The sequence below is a fragment of the Agromyces subbeticus DSM 16689 genome, from assembly GCF_000421565.1.
GTDB lineage: Bacteria > Actinomycetota > Actinomycetes > Actinomycetales > Microbacteriaceae > Agromyces > Agromyces subbeticus.
Genome location: NZ_ATXG01000022.1, coordinates 20,865 through 36,501, shown reverse-complemented (window position 1 = coordinate 36,501; position 15,637 = coordinate 20,865). Strand labels below are relative to the sequence as shown.

15 protein-coding genes are annotated in these 15,637 nt (G+C 69.1%); 4 read left to right on the top strand and 11 right to left on the bottom strand.

The window, feature by feature from the left end; genetic code table 11:
- Both H521_RS26340 and H521_RS0119460 read right to left on the bottom strand, forming a co-directional pair.
- Positions 1–205 (bottom strand): hypothetical protein (locus H521_RS26340; RefSeq protein ID WP_211215523.1); only part of this gene is annotated, 205 nt, incomplete at its 3' end.
- A 176-nt stretch (positions 206–381) separates the two neighbouring features.
- Positions 382–1,125 carry an SDR family oxidoreductase gene (locus H521_RS0119460; protein ID WP_022894683.1) on the bottom strand — a complete coding sequence of 248 codons (744 nt, stop codon included), beginning with the start codon at positions 1,123–1,125 and terminating at the stop codon, positions 382–384.
- Between the two features lie 138 nt (positions 1,126–1,263).
- Here H521_RS0119460 and H521_RS0119455 point away from each other — a divergent pair, with 138 nt between their 5' ends.
- Positions 1,264–2,103 (top strand): helix-turn-helix transcriptional regulator, encoded by an 840-nt coding sequence (locus tag H521_RS0119455; RefSeq protein ID WP_022894682.1) that lies wholly within the window; start codon positions 1,264–1,266, stop codon positions 2,101–2,103.
- 167 nt (positions 2,104–2,270) lie between these two features.
- Complete coding sequence (locus H521_RS24515; protein ID WP_022894681.1) at positions 2,271–4,067, top strand: acyl-CoA dehydrogenase; 1,797 nt, start codon at positions 2,271–2,273, stop codon at positions 4,065–4,067.
- An 18-nt stretch (positions 4,068–4,085) separates the two neighbouring features.
- Here H521_RS24515 and H521_RS24510 read toward each other — a convergent pair whose 3' ends face one another.
- On the bottom strand, positions 4,086–5,225 hold the full coding sequence (locus H521_RS24510) for a hypothetical protein (RefSeq protein WP_022894680.1): 1,140 nt from the start codon (positions 5,223–5,225) through the stop codon (positions 4,086–4,088).
- 95 nt (positions 5,226–5,320) lie between these two features.
- On the opposite strand from H521_RS24510, the gene H521_RS25245 reads away from it, so the two are divergent.
- Together H521_RS25245 and H521_RS0119435 are read left to right on the top strand one after the other, a co-directional pair.
- Positions 5,321–6,463, top strand: a complete 1,143-nt coding sequence (locus tag H521_RS25245) for a DUF2510 domain-containing protein (RefSeq protein WP_022894679.1) — start codon at positions 5,321–5,323, stop codon at positions 6,461–6,463.
- Between the two features lie 69 nt (positions 6,464–6,532).
- On the top strand, positions 6,533–6,991 hold the full coding sequence (locus H521_RS0119435) for a nuclear transport factor 2 family protein (protein WP_156891601.1): 459 nt from the start codon (positions 6,533–6,535) through the stop codon (positions 6,989–6,991).
- 54 nt (positions 6,992–7,045) lie between these two features.
- Here H521_RS0119435 and H521_RS24500 read toward each other — a convergent pair whose 3' ends face one another.
- The 8 genes from H521_RS24500 to H521_RS0119395 form a co-directional block, all read right to left on the bottom strand.
- Positions 7,046–7,654, bottom strand: a complete 609-nt coding sequence (locus tag H521_RS24500) for a DUF1697 domain-containing protein (RefSeq protein WP_022894677.1) — start codon at positions 7,652–7,654, stop codon at positions 7,046–7,048.
- A gap of 16 nt (positions 7,655–7,670) precedes the next feature.
- The gene (locus H521_RS24495) at positions 7,671–8,621 is read right to left on the bottom strand and encodes a DMT family transporter (RefSeq protein ID WP_022894676.1); all 951 of its coding nucleotides are present in this window, start codon (positions 8,619–8,621) and stop codon (positions 7,671–7,673) included.
- Between the two features lie 119 nt (positions 8,622–8,740).
- Positions 8,741–10,282 carry a chlorohydrolase family protein gene (locus H521_RS0119420; RefSeq protein ID WP_022894675.1) on the bottom strand — a complete coding sequence of 514 codons (1,542 nt, stop codon included), beginning with the start codon at positions 10,280–10,282 and terminating at the stop codon, positions 8,741–8,743.
- Between the two features lie 7 nt (positions 10,283–10,289).
- Entirely contained in the window at positions 10,290–11,180 is an 891-nt protein-coding gene (locus H521_RS0119415; protein WP_022894674.1) for an ATP-binding cassette domain-containing protein, read from the bottom strand.
- Entirely contained in the window at positions 11,177–12,079 is a 903-nt protein-coding gene (locus tag H521_RS24490; protein WP_022894673.1) for an ABC transporter ATP-binding protein, read from the bottom strand. Before H521_RS24490 ends, H521_RS0119415 begins: the two co-directional genes overlap by 4 nt.
- The gene (locus H521_RS0119405; RefSeq protein ID WP_022894672.1) at positions 12,076–12,969 is read right to left on the bottom strand and encodes an ABC transporter permease; all 894 of its coding nucleotides are present in this window, start codon (positions 12,967–12,969) and stop codon (positions 12,076–12,078) included. Before H521_RS0119405 ends, H521_RS24490 begins: the two co-directional genes overlap by 4 nt.
- Complete coding sequence (locus tag H521_RS0119400; RefSeq protein ID WP_022894671.1) at positions 12,966–13,916, bottom strand: ABC transporter permease; 951 nt, start codon at positions 13,914–13,916, stop codon at positions 12,966–12,968. Before H521_RS0119400 ends, H521_RS0119405 begins: the two co-directional genes overlap by 4 nt.
- Positions 13,917–13,920: 4 nt before the next feature.
- Positions 13,921–15,555, bottom strand: a complete 1,635-nt coding sequence (locus H521_RS0119395) for an ABC transporter substrate-binding protein (RefSeq protein WP_022894670.1) — start codon at positions 15,553–15,555, stop codon at positions 13,921–13,923.
- Between the last annotated feature and the right edge of the window lie 82 nt (positions 15,556–15,637).

Here is a 15,637-nt window from a genome sequence, read left to right as displayed (position 1 = left end):
CGCTGCTGTGACCGGAGAAGTCGAAGAGGAAGACCTCGGCCCCCGCGTAGACCCGGGCTGTCGCAATCCGCTCAGGGGCGGTCACAGGAGACAGGGTGACTACGAGGTCCTCGCCCGCGCCCTTCCCCGACGTCAGCGTCCACTCTTGCCCCGGATGCCGAGCCATGAAGCCTGGGACCAGGGCGGCAAGTTCAGGTGTGTCCACAGGCGAAAGTAAAGCACGGCCAATGAAGGCCCCGGTGTATGGCAGGAGACCAACCGGATGCGGCCGCCGTCCTCCACGCTGGCATTGTCTGGGCAAAGCACTTGTCAGACATGCCCTAGCTCAAGATCCGAAATGGGCAAGGCAGCGCGAGTTACAGGCTTGTGCGCGAGGCGCCGTCAGTGCGAGTTCACCAGCGCGATCGCCTGCGCGTAAGCCCCGTTCACCTCTGAAAACCGCAGCGGCTTGACGCGCTCGACGAGGATCTCGGTGGCGTCGGGCTCGCTGGCCAGGAGCGACATGGTCTCGTTGATGTAGTCGTCGAGCGGGAGGAACGCCTCGACCTGCGACTGGCCGGGCATGAGCTCCGTGCGAACAGCCGGCGGCACGAGCTCGATGACCTGCACCGAGGTGCCCGCGAACTGCAGACGAATGCTCTCCGTGAATTGGTGGATGAACGCCTTCGAGGCGTTGTAGCTCGGGGTGACCCGTAGCGGCGTGTGAGCGAGGCCCGACGAGACCGTGATGATCGTGGCATCCGACCGCGTCTGCAGGTGCTCGGTGAAGGCGGCGACGAGGCGCACCGGACCGAGCACGTTGGTGTCGATGATGCGCTCGGCGGTGCCGAGGAAGCCGGCCGTCGTGACATCCTCGGCCACCATGATGCCGGCCATTGCGATGAGCACGTTCAGGTCTGGGTGGGCGGCGAGCACCGTGTCGCGGGCGCTCAGCACCGAAGCGGGGTCGCCGATGTCGAGCGTGACGACGTCGAAGCCGTGCTCTGCAGCGAGGCGGTCGAGCACCTCGGTGCGGCGGCCGCCGATGACGACGGTGTTGCCGGCTTCCTGCAGGCGCAGCGCGAGCGCCAGGCCGATGCCCGAGGTGCCGCCGGGGATGAAGATGGTGTTGTCAGAGATGTTCATGGTGTTCCTTTCGGTGACCCGCCGTTCGACCAGGTCCACAACCACGATGCGCCGGGCCGCGCTGCAGCACGAGAGACCCGGCTGTCGTAGGACCGCCGATCCCTCCCTCCCGGCGCCGATGCGGCGCATGATGGAGCAATGGACCGCGAACAGCTCGCCGACTTCCTCCGCCACAGGCGGGAGAGCCTGCGCCCCGAAGACGTCGGCCTGCGTACCGGCGCTCGCCGGCGGGTCGCCGGGTTGCGGCGCACCGAGGTCGCCGAGCTCACCGGCATGTCCGCCGACTACTACACCCGCCTCGAACAAGCCCGCAGCCCTCAGCCATCGGAGCAGATGCTCGCCGCCCTCGCCCGCGCGCTGCGACTCACGACCGATGAGCGCGACCACCTCTACCGCATCAGCGGCCACACCGCGCCGAGCCGCACCTCACTCGATGCGCACGTCGCCCCGGCACTGCAACGCGTGCTCGACCGGCTCGACGACACTCCCGCCATGGTGCTCTCGAGCCTCGCCGAGACGCTCGTGCAGAACCAGCTCGCCGTCGTCCTCTTCGGCGACCATTCCCACTTCACCGGCATGGCGCGGTCGGCAATCTACCGGTGGTTTACGGATGTCTCTGAGCGGGCCGTCTACCCGGTCACCGATCAGCCTCGGCAGGGCCGCGCTCACGTCGCGGGCCTGCGCGCCGCCTACGGTCTCGGCGGGCCCGCTTCGCGCGCCGGGCAGATGGTGCGTGCCTTGCAGAAGCAGAGCCCCGAGTTCGCCGAGTTGTGGGAGCAGCACGAGGTGGCGCGGCGTTTCGAGGACCACAAGATCCTGATTCACCCCGAGGTCGGTGACATCGAGTTCGATTGCCAGGCACTCATCACCGAAGACCAGTCGCAGGCGTTGCTGATCCTGACGGCCGCTCCGCGCACCGAGGCCGCCGACAAGGTCGCACTCCTGAGGGTGCTCGGCCAGGAGCAGTTCACCTCGTAGGGCGACGCCGGCGCGCAGCCCATGGCACACAGGCCGCGACATCCGTCATCGCCTCCCCCTCAGCCGCGTTGTGGGATGCTGCCAAACCAGCCAGCCGACGGATGACGCGCATCGTGGAACCCGCAGAGATCACGACCAGCCCGCAAAAGCGGAGTTACGCTGCGGGAATGAGCGCATTCCGATCGCCAACAGCCGATATCGCCTTCATCCTCGAGCATGTGGTGGACTACGACGCAGTCGCGCTCCTCCCCGGGTATGAGCACGCTGACCTCGAGACGGTCTCCGAGATCCTCGACGAGGCCGGCAACTTCATGGCCGAGGTCGTGGCACCCACCAACCGTGCCGGCGACCTCGAGGGTTCGAAGCTGAACTCCGACGGCACCGTCACCACGGCGACCGGATTCAAAGAGGCATACTCGGCTTACGTCGACGCCGGCTGGGGCTCGGTGCCGCTCCCCGAGGAGTTCGGCGGTGGCGGATTCCCGCGCACCATCGGCCTCGCGCTCCAGGAGCTCATGGCGACCGCGAACATAGCGTTCGCGCTTGCGCCGCTGCTCACGCAGGGCGCGATCGAGGCGCTCCTCCACTACGGCAGCGACGAGCAGAAGCAGCAGTGGCTGCCGAAAATGGTCACCGGCGAATGGGCCGGCACCATGAACCTCACCGAGCCGCACGCCGGCTCGGACGTCGGCGCCCTCACCACGAAGGCGGTGAAGCGCGACGACGGCACCTACGGCATCACCGGTCAGAAGATCTTCATCACCTTCGGCGACCACGACCTCAGCGAGCAGATCGTGCACCTCGTGCTCGCTCGCACCCCCGACGCGCCGGCAGGCACGAAGGGCATCTCGATCTTCATCGTGCCGAAGTTCCTGATGAACGACGACGGCTCGCTCGGCGAGCGCAACGGCGTGCACACCGTCGGCGTCGAGCACAAGATGGGCATCCACGGTTCGCCCACCTGCGTGCTCTCGTACGAAGACGCGACCGGCTACCTTGTCGGTGACGAGAACATCGGCATGCGCATCATGTTCGTCATGATGAACAGCGCCCGGCTCTCGGTCGGCATGCAGGGCCTCGCCGTGTCCGAGCTGGCCTACCAGCAGTCGCTCGACTACGCGCGTGAGCGCATCCAGGGCCGCGCAATCGGCGCGACGCAAGACTCCCCCATCATCGACTTCCCCGACGTGCGCCGCATGCTCATGACGCAGAAGGCGTACATCGCCGCGATGCGCCGCATGATGCTGCTGACCGCGACCTACACCGACGTGTCGACGCACCACCCCGACGCCGCCGTGCGCGCCCGGGCGAACGAGATCGTCGGCCTGCTCACGCCCATCAACAAATCGTTCGGCACAGACCTCGGCAACGAGCTCACCTCGCTCGCGCTGCAGATCCACGGCGGCATGGGGTTCATCGAAGAGACCGGCGCAGCACAGCACTACCGCGATGTGCGCATCGCGGCGATCTACGAGGGCACCAACGGCATCCAGGCCGCCGACCTCGTGGGCAGAAAGCTCCCGGTTCGCGACGGGGCATCCGCACTCGAGTTCATTGCCACCATGCGCGAGCTCGACAACGAGCTCGCGGGGGCCGGAGACGAGTTCGCCTCGATCCGCACGCAGCTGAACGCGCAGCTCGACACCCTCGAGCAGACGACGGTGTGGATGCTCCGCACCGTCGCCACCGACCCCAACGCCGTGTTGTCGGGCTCGACTCCGTACCAGCGCATCTGGGGGCTCGTGCTGGGTGGCTGGCTCATGGCGAAATCCGCGCTCGCCGCCCGCGGACTCGATGCCGATGGCATCGCGGAGTCGCAGCTGCCGCTGGCCCGGTTCTACGCCGAGCAGCTGCTGCCGCAGGCGGCCGGCCTCGCCGGCGCCGCCACGGCCGGCTCGCGCGACCTGTTCGCCCTCGACGCTGACGCGCTCGGCGATGTCGTGCGCCGTGGGGCGCGCGTCTGAGGCGATCAGGTCGCCGCATCATCCGAAGCGGGCCGCCCAACGCCCGCGATCCTGTCGGCGCGACGCGTCGATGTCATGCCGGGCGAGGAGCAGCGCTTCGCCCGCGAGCGACGCGACGCTGCGGGCCATCGTCATCGCCTGCATTCGATGAACCTCGTGGATCACGATGACGGCGCCCGCGGACCCGCCGAGGCAGTGACCGAGATCGATGCGGATGCGCTCGGACTCGGCCAGCCGCGTCAGGGCCTCGGCGCCGATCCACCCCGGATGGCCGGCGATGGCATCGCGCGCGACGTCGAGCTTTCGGTCCGCGTCTTCGACGGCACGGTGCAGGAGGTTCAAGGGAGGCGTCGGAGCCGTCGCGCGCTCGCGGGCCGACGTGGTCGCGGCAACCAGCTCAGCATGCGCCGTGCGCAGTCGGTTCAGGTGGGCGAGCGGGTCGGTGTTGACGCCGACCGGCGGGAGGCCGACGAGGGCCACCTGCAGCTCGAAGGTCTGCACCGCATCGAGGAGGGTCGCTGCTCGCCGCACCGACTCCAGGGATACCTCGAGCGCGAGGTTGGCCTGCTCGCGCTGCCCTGCCTCACGTCGTCGCTCGGCCACTCCCACACAGTGCTCGGCGAATGCGAGCAGCTGTTCGGCCTCCGCGGGGTTGGCCTCGACGTCGGTGAGTGCCTCTTCCGCAGACCTCGCGGCGAGCAGGTCGATGGTCTCGCGCGCGTCGGGGATGCGGGCGCGCAGGTGCGCGACATCCGCTCGCACTCCGGTGATGATCTCGGGAGCCCGCCGCGACCGCGCGACCTTGTCGGCAAGGGCGGAGGCCTGCTCATCGAGCACGTCGTCGATCTGCTCGCACAGCTGCACGATGAGCAGATACCGCGCCCGCACCTCGTCGGCGGTGCCGGGCATCGCCTCGTGATTGAGCCGGTTCAATCGGAACCCGTCGATCAGGAGTGTGCGCGCGGCGACGAGGATTTCGCTCGCCGTTGCCGTGGCGCGAGATCCGAGCTCGGCTTCGGCGAAACCGAGCTCGTCGTGGGTGACGCGAATGCGCTCGTCGGCGGCGAGCAGGGCCGACCCAGCCCGCTTCGCCAGCTCGGCATCGCGAACCTCGAGGTGCTGCGCACCGAAACGGCGCCTGACCCGTGCCCCGGCCATGCCACGATCCTATGTTCGCCGCTCGGCGCCCGCTACGGGCCGGCCAACGCGGATCGACCGATGCAGCGAAACGCCTGCTCTGTCACCATCGAAGTATGAGCGACCCGACGAGGGCGCCCGCCGGGTGGTACGAAGACGGGTCCGGCGGGCGCCGGTACTGGGATGGCGACGCATGGACGCAGTATGTCGCGCCCGGGGTCGAGACCGTGCCGTTGTCGCAGCTCGAGCCCGACGCGGCGAATACCGAAGTGTTGCCGGCGGATGGTGATGGCCCGACGATTCCGTTCGTCTGGGGGTCGCGAGGGTCGGATGCCGCGGGGCGCGGGTCCCGCGACGCCCCGACCACCGCGTACGCGGCGACGGCTCCGTACGCCGCGACCGCTCCGACTACGCCGTACGTGCCCGTCGACGCGAGCCCCGATGCGACGACCGAGAGCTACGCCGCACCCGTGACGACGGTGCCGCCGCGGCATCCGTTCACCGAGCCGTCGAACCCCGGGCCGAACGTGGCGGGCATCATCGCACTCGTGGTCGCGGTCGTGGGGCTCGTGGTCACGTTCATCCCCGCCGCGAGTGGCTTCGCATGGATCCTGGTGCCCGTCGCGCTTGTGCTCTCGACCATCGGCCTGTTCCTGCGCGGCGCGAAGTGGCCTGCGGTCATCGGGCTTATCGTGTCGGTCATCGCCGCGGTCGTCGGGCTCGTGATGCTCGTCAACTTCGTCCTCGGGTCGGTCGGCGATGTGATCGACGGCATCGACGAGGCGATTCCCGACGTGCCGGCGCTTCCGCTGCCCGAGCCCGACCCCGTGCCCGAGCAACCCGAGGTGCCGGTCGCGGGCGACCTCGCATTCGGCGAGACGATGACCTGGGACGACGGCGTCGCACTCACGGTTTCCCTGCCCGAGCCGTACACCCCGAGCGACTTCGCGGTCGGCGCGACGCACGCGAACCACATCGTCTTCACGCTGACGATCACGAACAACTCGACGGCGGATCTGCAGCCCCTGCCGCTCCCGACCCTCTCGTCGGGCGATCAGGACGTGAGCCAGATCTTCGACATCGGCAGCGATGTCTTCGCGCCAGGCGACGACGTCGGCTTCCCGCCGGCAGCCGTGATCGAGCCGGGCGGGTCGGTCAGCTGGCGTGCCGCCTGGTCGGTCGACGACCCGAGCTCTCTCACGTTGGAGGCAGCGCCGAGCGTCCTGTATCCGAGCGCGACCTTCACAGATGCGCCCTAGTCGGCGAGTGTTCGCTCATCGACCCCGCGACGCTGCATCACGGTGCCGTCGCCCTGCTAGCGTGTGGCCATGCCAACGCCGGTGCAACACCTCGTCGAGTCGATGTTCGCCGGGGTCGAGGCCCTCGATGTCGATGCAGCGACCGCCCAGATGCGCGATGACATCGTGCTCTACGACCCGCACTACCCGTATCCCGACATGGCCGGCATCGCCGCCGTGCGCGAGGGACTCGCGTGGGCGTTCACGCAGATGTCGAGCATGCGCTTCGACATCGAGCGGTGGTTCTTCGACGCCGACGGCACCTCGGTCGTGGTCGAGACATCCACCCACCACGTGCTCAAGATGGGCGGCAAGCGCCTCGACTTTCCGCAGGTGTTCGTGATCGACACCGACGGCGAACGCATCACGAAGATGCGCGCGTACGAGCCCTACGGCCCGCACGGCATGACGGGCTTCGGGTTGAAGATCGGGCACGCCGTGTACCGGTTCTCGCACCGACGGAGCTCGGGCGTGAAGCAGGCTCGCTGAGACCGCCCTAGCGGTTGCGGATCGCGAGGTCGTGAGTTCGTTGAGTTCGTGAGTTCACGACCGCTGCCGCGCTGCGACGGCCTCGTCGAGCTTCGTGAGCAGCGTGGTGCAGGTGCGCCAGTTGCGCATCGTCATCTGCTGGAAGATCGGCATGGCCATGAGCTTCTGGATGCGGGTCTTCGTCGCCTGGGCCGCCACCCGCGAGAAGTAGATCGCGCCGGGGCCGCGCGCCACGGCGTCGACGCCGTCGCGGAGCTCGGGCAGCTCGGCGAAGGCCTGCTCGGTGGTCAGTGGGTGCTTGAGAAAGATGACGTCGCTTCGCAGCTTCGGTGATCCGTGATCGGCGGGGGCGTCTTCGATCGTCTGGGCGAGTTCGTCGCGCGAGCGGATCACGACGAGCAGCGGAATGCCGAGGCGTTGCTCGAGCATCGCCTCGACCTTCGACTCGAGCGCCGACGCCGGCTCGGGGGCAGCACTGAAGAGCACGTTGCCGCTCTGCAGGTAAGTGCTGACGTCGCCGTATCCGGCATCGCTGAAGCACGCGACGAGTTCGGGCATGCGCACCAGGTTTCGGCCCCCGACGTTGATGCCCCGCAGCAGTGCGACGTATGGGGTGCGGGTGCCCGCGGCATCCGCTCGGGTTCGCTCGACCTTGGCGCTCATGCCGGCAGACGCACCCCTAATCGACCGCGCGCTCGCGGCTCGACAACTCAGTGCTCTGCTCTGCGCCGGCCGCCTCCGGGCCCGGCGCCGGTGTCGGCGCCGGTGGTTCGAGTCGACGGCGCGTCACGAGGTAGGAGCCGAGCAGCACCAAGACGAAGCCGACGATCGTCCACACGGTGATGCGCTCCCCGAGCACCAGCACGCCGGCGGCGATGGCCACGGCCGGGTTCACGTAGGTGATCGTCGTCGCCTTGACCGGGCCGATCTCGGCGATCAGTCCGACCATGAGCAAGAAGGCGAGGGCGCTGCAGACCACGGCGAGCACGATGATCGACACGATCACCTCGGGCGACGGCACCGCGGTCGGCCAGCCGTCGGTCAGCAGCACGAACGGGATGTAGATGACGGCGGTGGCCGCGAGCGACACGGCGACGACCCCGACGCCGGGGAGATCCGACATCCATCGGGCGAGGATCGCCGGGCCGAGCGCGTAGCCGACGACCACCACGGCGATCTCGGCGACCGCCAGCAGGTCGGAGCCCGCGACGTCGAAACCCACGAGGGCGGCGACACCGAGCATGCCGAGCCCGATGCCGATCCAGTTGACGCGCGAGAGCCGAGAGGGCTGCCCCATCGCGAACGCGACGGCCACGCCGGCGAGGGGCACGGCGGCGAGCAGCAGCCCGGCGGTCGAACTCGGCAGGCGCTGCTCGGCCGAGCTCAGGAAGTACCACGGCAGCACGATCTCGACGATCGTGTAGGCGAGCATCGGCTTCCACCGTCGCACCACCGACACCACCTCGCGCCGGAAGAACGCGAGCGGCAGCAGCAGAATCGCCGCGAGGCCCGCGCGCGCCAGCACCACCATTCCGGGCTCGAGTTCGCTCACCGCCACCTTGATGAACAGGTACGGGATGCCCCAGGCGATGCCGAGCGAGACGAACAGGATGAGTCCGCGACGAGTCACTCGCCCATTGTGATCGCTGCGGGCGACTGCCGCCGCCGTGGTGCTGCCGAGTGGGCGCGAAATCCTGCCGAGTGCGTCAGTCGATCACGAGAGCAGGCGGGCGGGCGGGTGGTCTGCGTCTAGCCGAGCGAGCCGGTCGCGGGGGTCTCGAGCACGCTGGTGCCGACGACCGGGAAGACCGGCGGAAACAGCTCGCCCGCGGCATCCGGCAATACGCCGGCAGAGTGCACCCGGTAGTCGCGCTCACCATACGCCGCGCGCAGCTTCTCGAAGATGCGCTGGCCCTCGCGTCGCAACGCTGCGACGTCGACTCCGGGGATGACTCCGTCGCGCATGACGACGCGACCACCGACCATGCTGAAGCGCGCGTCGCGCCCGGTGCCGCTGAGCACGAGGGTGCGCAGCGGATCTTCGACCGGTCCGAGGCGCAGGTCGTCGAGGGCGAAGGCGACGAGGTCGGCGGTCGCGCCCGGGGCGATGCGGCCGAGGTCGGGGCGGTGCAGCGCGCGGGCACCGCCGAGCGTGGCGGCCTCGATGTACTCCGCGAGCAGCCCGCGTGAGAGGTCGCCGTGCTGCTGTTTGGCGAGCTGCACGCCAGCGTCGATGCCGCGGATCAGGTCGGGCGGGAACGAGTCGGTGCCGAGGCTCACGTTGACGCCGGCGTCGAGGTAGCGCGAGAGCCGCTCGAGCAGAAATGCGTAGCGGTTGTTCGTGAGCGGGCAGTGGATGATCGAGGCGCCGGCCGCGGCGAGCGCCGCGAGGTCGCCGCAGTCTTCGCCGTCGACCTCGGAGTGCAGGCCGAGGTAGACGCCGTGCGCGATGATCGTGCGGTCGGTGAGCAGGCCGGCGCGGTCGAGCAGCTGCATGGGCGTGATGCCGTGATCGGCCAGGATCAGCGCCCGCTCATCGAGTCCCTGCAGCGCGTGCACGCGCACGAGCGCACCGCGCGCGGCCGATTCGCGTGCCGTCGCGGCGAGCAGCTCTTCGCGCACGGTCTCGATGCGGCACGGCGCGAGCACGCCCGTGATGAGCGGGTCGTCGAGCGCGGTGACCGTGTCGAGAAACCGCACAGCCTCGGCGAAGCCGCGCCGACCCTCGTCGTCGTTCCACGCCACCGACGAGATGCCGTCGTCGTCGGTGACGTGCACGCCCGAACGATACGACGGGCCGAGAAAGGCGCGCAGGCCGAGCTCGCTCGCGATGCGCGCGACATCCGCCAGGTCGTCGTGCGTCTCGGCCCAGGCCGAGTGCACTTCCGAAGCGATCGGCATGAGCGAGGTGATGCCGTGCAGCGCGAGCTGCGTGAGCGCATAGCGCCGCATCGTGCTGCGCTCGGCCGCGTCGAGCACGTCGTGGCGGCCGTCGGCGAAGTACGCCGCCGACCATTCGAGCCGCGCCGACTCCGGGGCATCCGACCAGGAATCGAGAATGAGGTGGTCGATGTCGGCGAGCGCGTCGAGGTCGATCAGGCCCGGCATCAGCAGGCTCTCGCCGAGCGCGATGTGCTCGTCGACCTCGCCGTTCGCCTCGCTCACGAGCTCGCGCGCCGGGCCGACCGCGACGACTCGCCCGTCGACGACGAGCACCGCGCCGTCGCGCAGTTCGACGTGACCCGAGCCGTCGTGGGCGAGCACATGGTCGGCGGTGATGAGGGTGCGCATGCCGCGGCTACGCAGCCGGCATCTCGGGCGACGGCGACGGCGCCGGTGCGGCCGACCCCGGCGCCGACGCGAGGCGCTCGCGTCGCAGCGGCTTCCAGCCCGGCCGCGGCACGGCGGCGCGCAACGATCGGGTGTACGGATGCACCGGATGCGCGAGGAGCTCGGCGGTGGCACCGGAATCGACGACGATGCCGCGTTCCATCACGATCATGCGCTCGGAGATCTGGTTCACGACGGCGAGGTCGTGCGAGATGAACAGGTAGCTCACCTCGCGCTCGGCACGGATGTCGGTCAGCAGGTTCAAGATCTGCGCCTGGATCGACACGTCGAGCGCTGCGACGGCCTCGTCGAGCACGATCACCGCGGGATTCGCGGCGAGCGCGCGGGCGATCGCGACCCGCTGGCGCTGCCCGCCCGAGAGCTGATGCGGAAACTTCTCGGCGAACTGCGTGCCGAGCCCGACACTGTCGAGGATGTCGAGCGCCGTGTTGCGAGTCTCGCGCTTGCCGGCCGTGCCCTTCGCATGCAGCGCGACGCTCGACTCCACGATGTCGCCGATGCGCTGCCGCCCGTTGAGCGACGAGTACGGGTCTTGGAAGACGTACTGCACCTCTTGCGCCCAGCGGCGGCGATCGGCGAGGTGCTTCACTCCCCCGGCCCGCGACTCGCCGCGCACCGTCAGCTCGCCGGCGGTGACCGTCTCGAGCCCCACGAGCATGCGGGCCACCGTGGTCTTGCCCGAACCCGACTCGCCGACGATCGCGAGGCACTCGTTCGGGTACAGCTCGAACGAGACGTCGTCGACCGCGACGATCGGCTCGCCCTTCGAGCCGCGTGGGGCCGGGAACACCTTCTGCAGATTGCGTGCGACGACGATCGCTTCGCTCTGATTGCTCATGCCTGTGCCTTCAACATCTCGTGGGTCTCGCGGTTGTAGCGCAGCACCGGCAGCCGATCGTGGCGCTCGTCGATGCTCGGCCGGGCGCCCATGAGCTCGACCGTGTAGGGGTGGGTGGGCGCGTCGTAGACGTGCGTGCCCTGCTCGACGATCTCGCCCGCGTACATGACCGCGAGCCGGTCGCAGCACGCGGCCGCGAGCTCGAGGTCGTGGGTGATGAACAGCAGCGCGAGCCCGCGGGCGCGGCGCTGCTCGTCGAGGATCGCCATGACGTCGGACTGCGCCGTCACGTCGAGCGCGGTGGTGGGCTCGTCGGCGAGGATGAGGCGCGGCTCGGCGAGCAGCACGCTCGCGATCATGACCCGCTGCAGCAGTCCGCCCGAGAGCTCGTGCGGGTACTGGCGCAGGCGCTGCTCGGCGTTGCGCACGCCGACCTCGTCGAGCAGCACGACGGCGCGATGCTCGGCCTCTTCACGGCGAACGCCCTTCGTGTGCACGAGCGCCTCGGTGAGGAAGTCGCCGACCGTGTGCACCGGGTTCACGTGCGCCCGCGGGTCCTGGAAGATCATGCCGACATCGCCGACCCGGTACCGACGCAGCTGCGCGGCGTTCATGCCGAGCACCGAGGCGCCGTCGAAGGTGATCTCGCCCGAGACCCGGAACCCCGGGTCGAGCATGCGGGTGATCGCGCGAGTCGTGAGCGACTTGCCCGAGCCCGACTCGCCGACGAGGCCGAGCGCCTCGCCCGCCTCGATCGTGAACGAGACGCCGTTGAGCAGCACTTGCTCGCTGCCGCGCAGCTGCAGGGTCGCCCGCACGTCGTCGAGCCTCAGCAGGGGCTCGGTGCGGGGGCGGTCGGTGCGTTCGGGTCGTTCCGTCAGCTCGGTGCGTTCGGTCATCGGATGCTCCTTGCGCTCGAGGTGAGCCGATCGCCGATGATCGTGACGCACCAGACGATGACGACGATGAGGCTGCCGGCCGCGATCGCCTCGATGGGCTGGCCGCGCAGCACGGAGTCGAAACCGCTCTTGACCATGAGGCCGAGGTCGGCCGTGGGCGGCTGCACCCCGAGGCCGAGAAACGACACCGCCGCGAGGTCGATCACGGCGAAGCCGAGCGACGACACGGCCTGCGCGACCACGATCGGCTGCACGTTCGGCAGGATCTGGGTGAAGGTGATGCCGGTGCCCGAGTGCCCCTGCAGCCACGCAGCCGAGACGTAGGGCATGTTGCGCTCGCGCAGTGCCGCACCGCGCACGACGCGGGCAACATAGGGCACGTAGGCGATGGCAAGACCACCGACCACGGTCGCGAGGCTCGGCCCCCAGATCGCGACCGCGATGAGACCGAACACGATGCCGGGCACCGCGAACAGCACGTCGAGCAGCCACGAGATGGCGGTGTCGACGCGGCCGCCGCGCCACGCGGCGAGCAGCGCGAGCAGCACGCCAACCACCGTCGCGATGAGGATCACGAGACCGGGGCCGGCAAGGGTGATGCGGGCGCCCCAGATGAGGCGGGAGAGGATGTCGCGGCCGAGCGCGTCGGCCCCGAGCAGGTGCGCCGGGGATGGCCCGCTGAGCGAGGCGAGCAGATCGGGGAAGTCGGGGTCATATGGCGCGACGATCGGCGCGAACGTCGCGGCGAGCGCGATGACGAGCAGCACGCCCGCGGCGATGCAACCGACCGTGCCGAGCCGCTCGATCGTCGTTCGAGCGAAGCCCGGGCGAACCCGGCGCTCGCGCACGACGTCGGCGACGGCGAGGCTCGTGGTGGATGGGATGGTCATTGCCGGCTCCCGAGCGCGATGCGCGGATCGATGAAGGTGTAGAGGAAGTCGACGATCGCGTTCACCACGACGAAGGCGACGACGAGCACGAGGATCACGGCCTGCACGACCGCGAAGTCGCGCTGCAGGATGGCGCGCACGAGCAGCGAGCCGAGGCCGTCGAGGGCGAACACGTTCTCGACCACCACCGCGCCCGCGATGAGCGTCGCGATCGTGAGGCCGAGCACCGTGACGATCGGAATGAGCGAGTTGCGCAGCACGTGGTGCCGCACGATGTGCCCCGTCGCGAGCCCGCGCACGGTGGCGGTCTGCACGTGCTCGCGACCGCTCTCTTCGAGTACCGCTGCACGTGTGATGCGGGCGAGGTAGGCCGCGCTCGCGACCGAGAGCGCCAGGGCCGGCAGGGTGAGATGCCAGAGGGTGTCGACCCCGCCGGTTCCCGACCCGAAGGTCGGGAACCAGCCGAGGCCGACCGCGAAGACGCTGATCAGTGCGACGCCGATCACGAACGACGGGGTCGACAGGCCGATCGCCGCGAGCGTCGAGGTGAGCTGATCGCTCCACCCGCCGCGCAGCGCCGCGAACGTGCCGACTGCGATACCGACGACCGAGATGATGATCGCCGCCAACGAGACGAGCGCGAGCGTCGTGCCGACCCGGCTCGAGATGAGCGCCGAGACATCCTGCCGGTAGACGATCGAATACCCCAGGTCGCCGCGCAGGATGTCGCCGAGCCACGCCGCGTAGCGCACGAAGAACGGATCGTTCAGGTGGTACTGCTCGGTGACCGCCGCGATCTGCTCCGGCGTGCCGCCGCGCGGCCCGAGGATGAAGGCGAGCGGGCTGCCGGGCGCGAGGTAGAGCAACCCGAACACCAGGAACGACGTCACGAGCAGCACGAGCAGCAGCCCGCCGAATCGCCGCAACAGGTAGGGACCGAGAGACATCCGCTTACTTCACCCCACCGATCGTCGCCGCCCACGGCGCGTACAGGTAGGCGAACGAGGCCGTCGCACTCGAGATCCGCTTGTTCTGCACGAGGGTCACGGGCTCGTACTCGAGCGGGATCCACGGCAGACCCTCGGTGACCTTGTCCTGGATCGTGGCCACGAGCTCGGCCCGCTTCGACTCGTCGAGCGTCGCGAGCGCCTCCTCGATCTCTGCGTCGGCGCCGTCCCACCCGATGTAGTCGTGGCTGTTGCTCGTGTGGAAGAAGCTGTAGACCCCGAGCGGGTCGGCGAAGTCCGCGTAGTTCGTCGTGAAGAAGCCGTCGAGCCCCTCGCGCGCCTTCGGGTCGAAGTACAGGTTGCCGAACTGTTCGACCGGGATGACCTTGGTCTGCACGTCGAGGCCGATCGCCTGGCCTGCGGCCTGGATCAGGTTGGCGGTCTGCTCGTGCACGGCCGAACTGCCTTGCACCGCGAGGACGATGGGCTCCTTCGGCGATCCCGCATCGGCGACGAGCTGCTTGGCCTCTTCGATGTCGGGCTCGACTCCGAACTTCGCATAGGCCTTCGCGAAGGTGTCTTCGCCGTACCCCCATGCATCCGGGCCGACAAGGGTGGGAGCGGGAATCGCGACGCCCTGGAAGACGACCTTGGCGATCGCGGTGCGGTCGACGGCGAGCGAGAGCGCCTCGCGGATCTTCTGGTCGCCGAGCGGGCCCTCGGCGTTGATCGGCGCAAGCGTCCAGAAGACGAACGACTTGCCGTACGCCGTCGCAACCGTGTCGCTGTTCTGCAGCTGCGAGAGTCCGGCGGGCGGAAGGTAGAAGTACTGCCCGTCGATGTCGCCCGTGCGGAGCGCGTTGACCGCCGTCGACTCGTCGGCGATGAAGCTGAAGCTGAGCTTCTCGACCTTCGGCATGAGCGCGGAATCCCAGTAGCTCGGGTTCTTCGCGAGTTCGATGCTCTTGCCCGAGTTCCACTTCGTGAGCGAGAACGGGCCGGTGCACTGGAGGTTGCCATTCGGCGTGCCGAACTGCTCGCCATCGGCTTCGGCCGCGGCCTTCTCGACGATCGCGCCGGCCGCGGAGCCCATGGCCTGGGTGAAGAGCACATCGGGCTGCTTCATCTTGACGGTCACCTCGTAGGGGCCCGTCGCAGTGACCGAGTCGACATTGAGGAAGTAGTCGGACCAGTAGGTCGTCGTGTCGGGACCGGTCTGCCGGCCGAGCGAGTACGCGACGTCTTCGGCCGTGAGCGGGTTGCCGTTCCAGAACGTCACGCCTTCACGGATCGTGTAGACGATCGTCGTGTCGTCGGGCTGGCTCACGCTCGTCGCAAGACCGGGCTCGGTCTTCAGGTCGGGCGTCAGGCGCAGGAGGCTCTCGCAGAGGTTCGCGGTGACCGTGTTCTCGGCGTAGTTGAAGCCGTAGATGGGGTCGAGTGACATCGGTTCGTACGGCAAGTTCCACTTCACCTCGTCGACCGGCTCGGTGCCGGGCGTCGTGGTCGTGGCGAGGTTGTCGAGGTCGAGGCTGAGCCCCGGCTCCTCGTCGGTGGTGCTCGTGGCGGTGCATGCCGTCAGAAGCAGGGCTGCTGCCGCGAGTGATGCGGCGGCGAAGACTGGCTTGGGGGTGAACACGGGAACTCCTTCGTTGCTGTGTTTGCGGTGCTGAATGGGTGCTGCTCGAATCGGGCTGGTGCGGGATCCGCTCGGCGTCGCC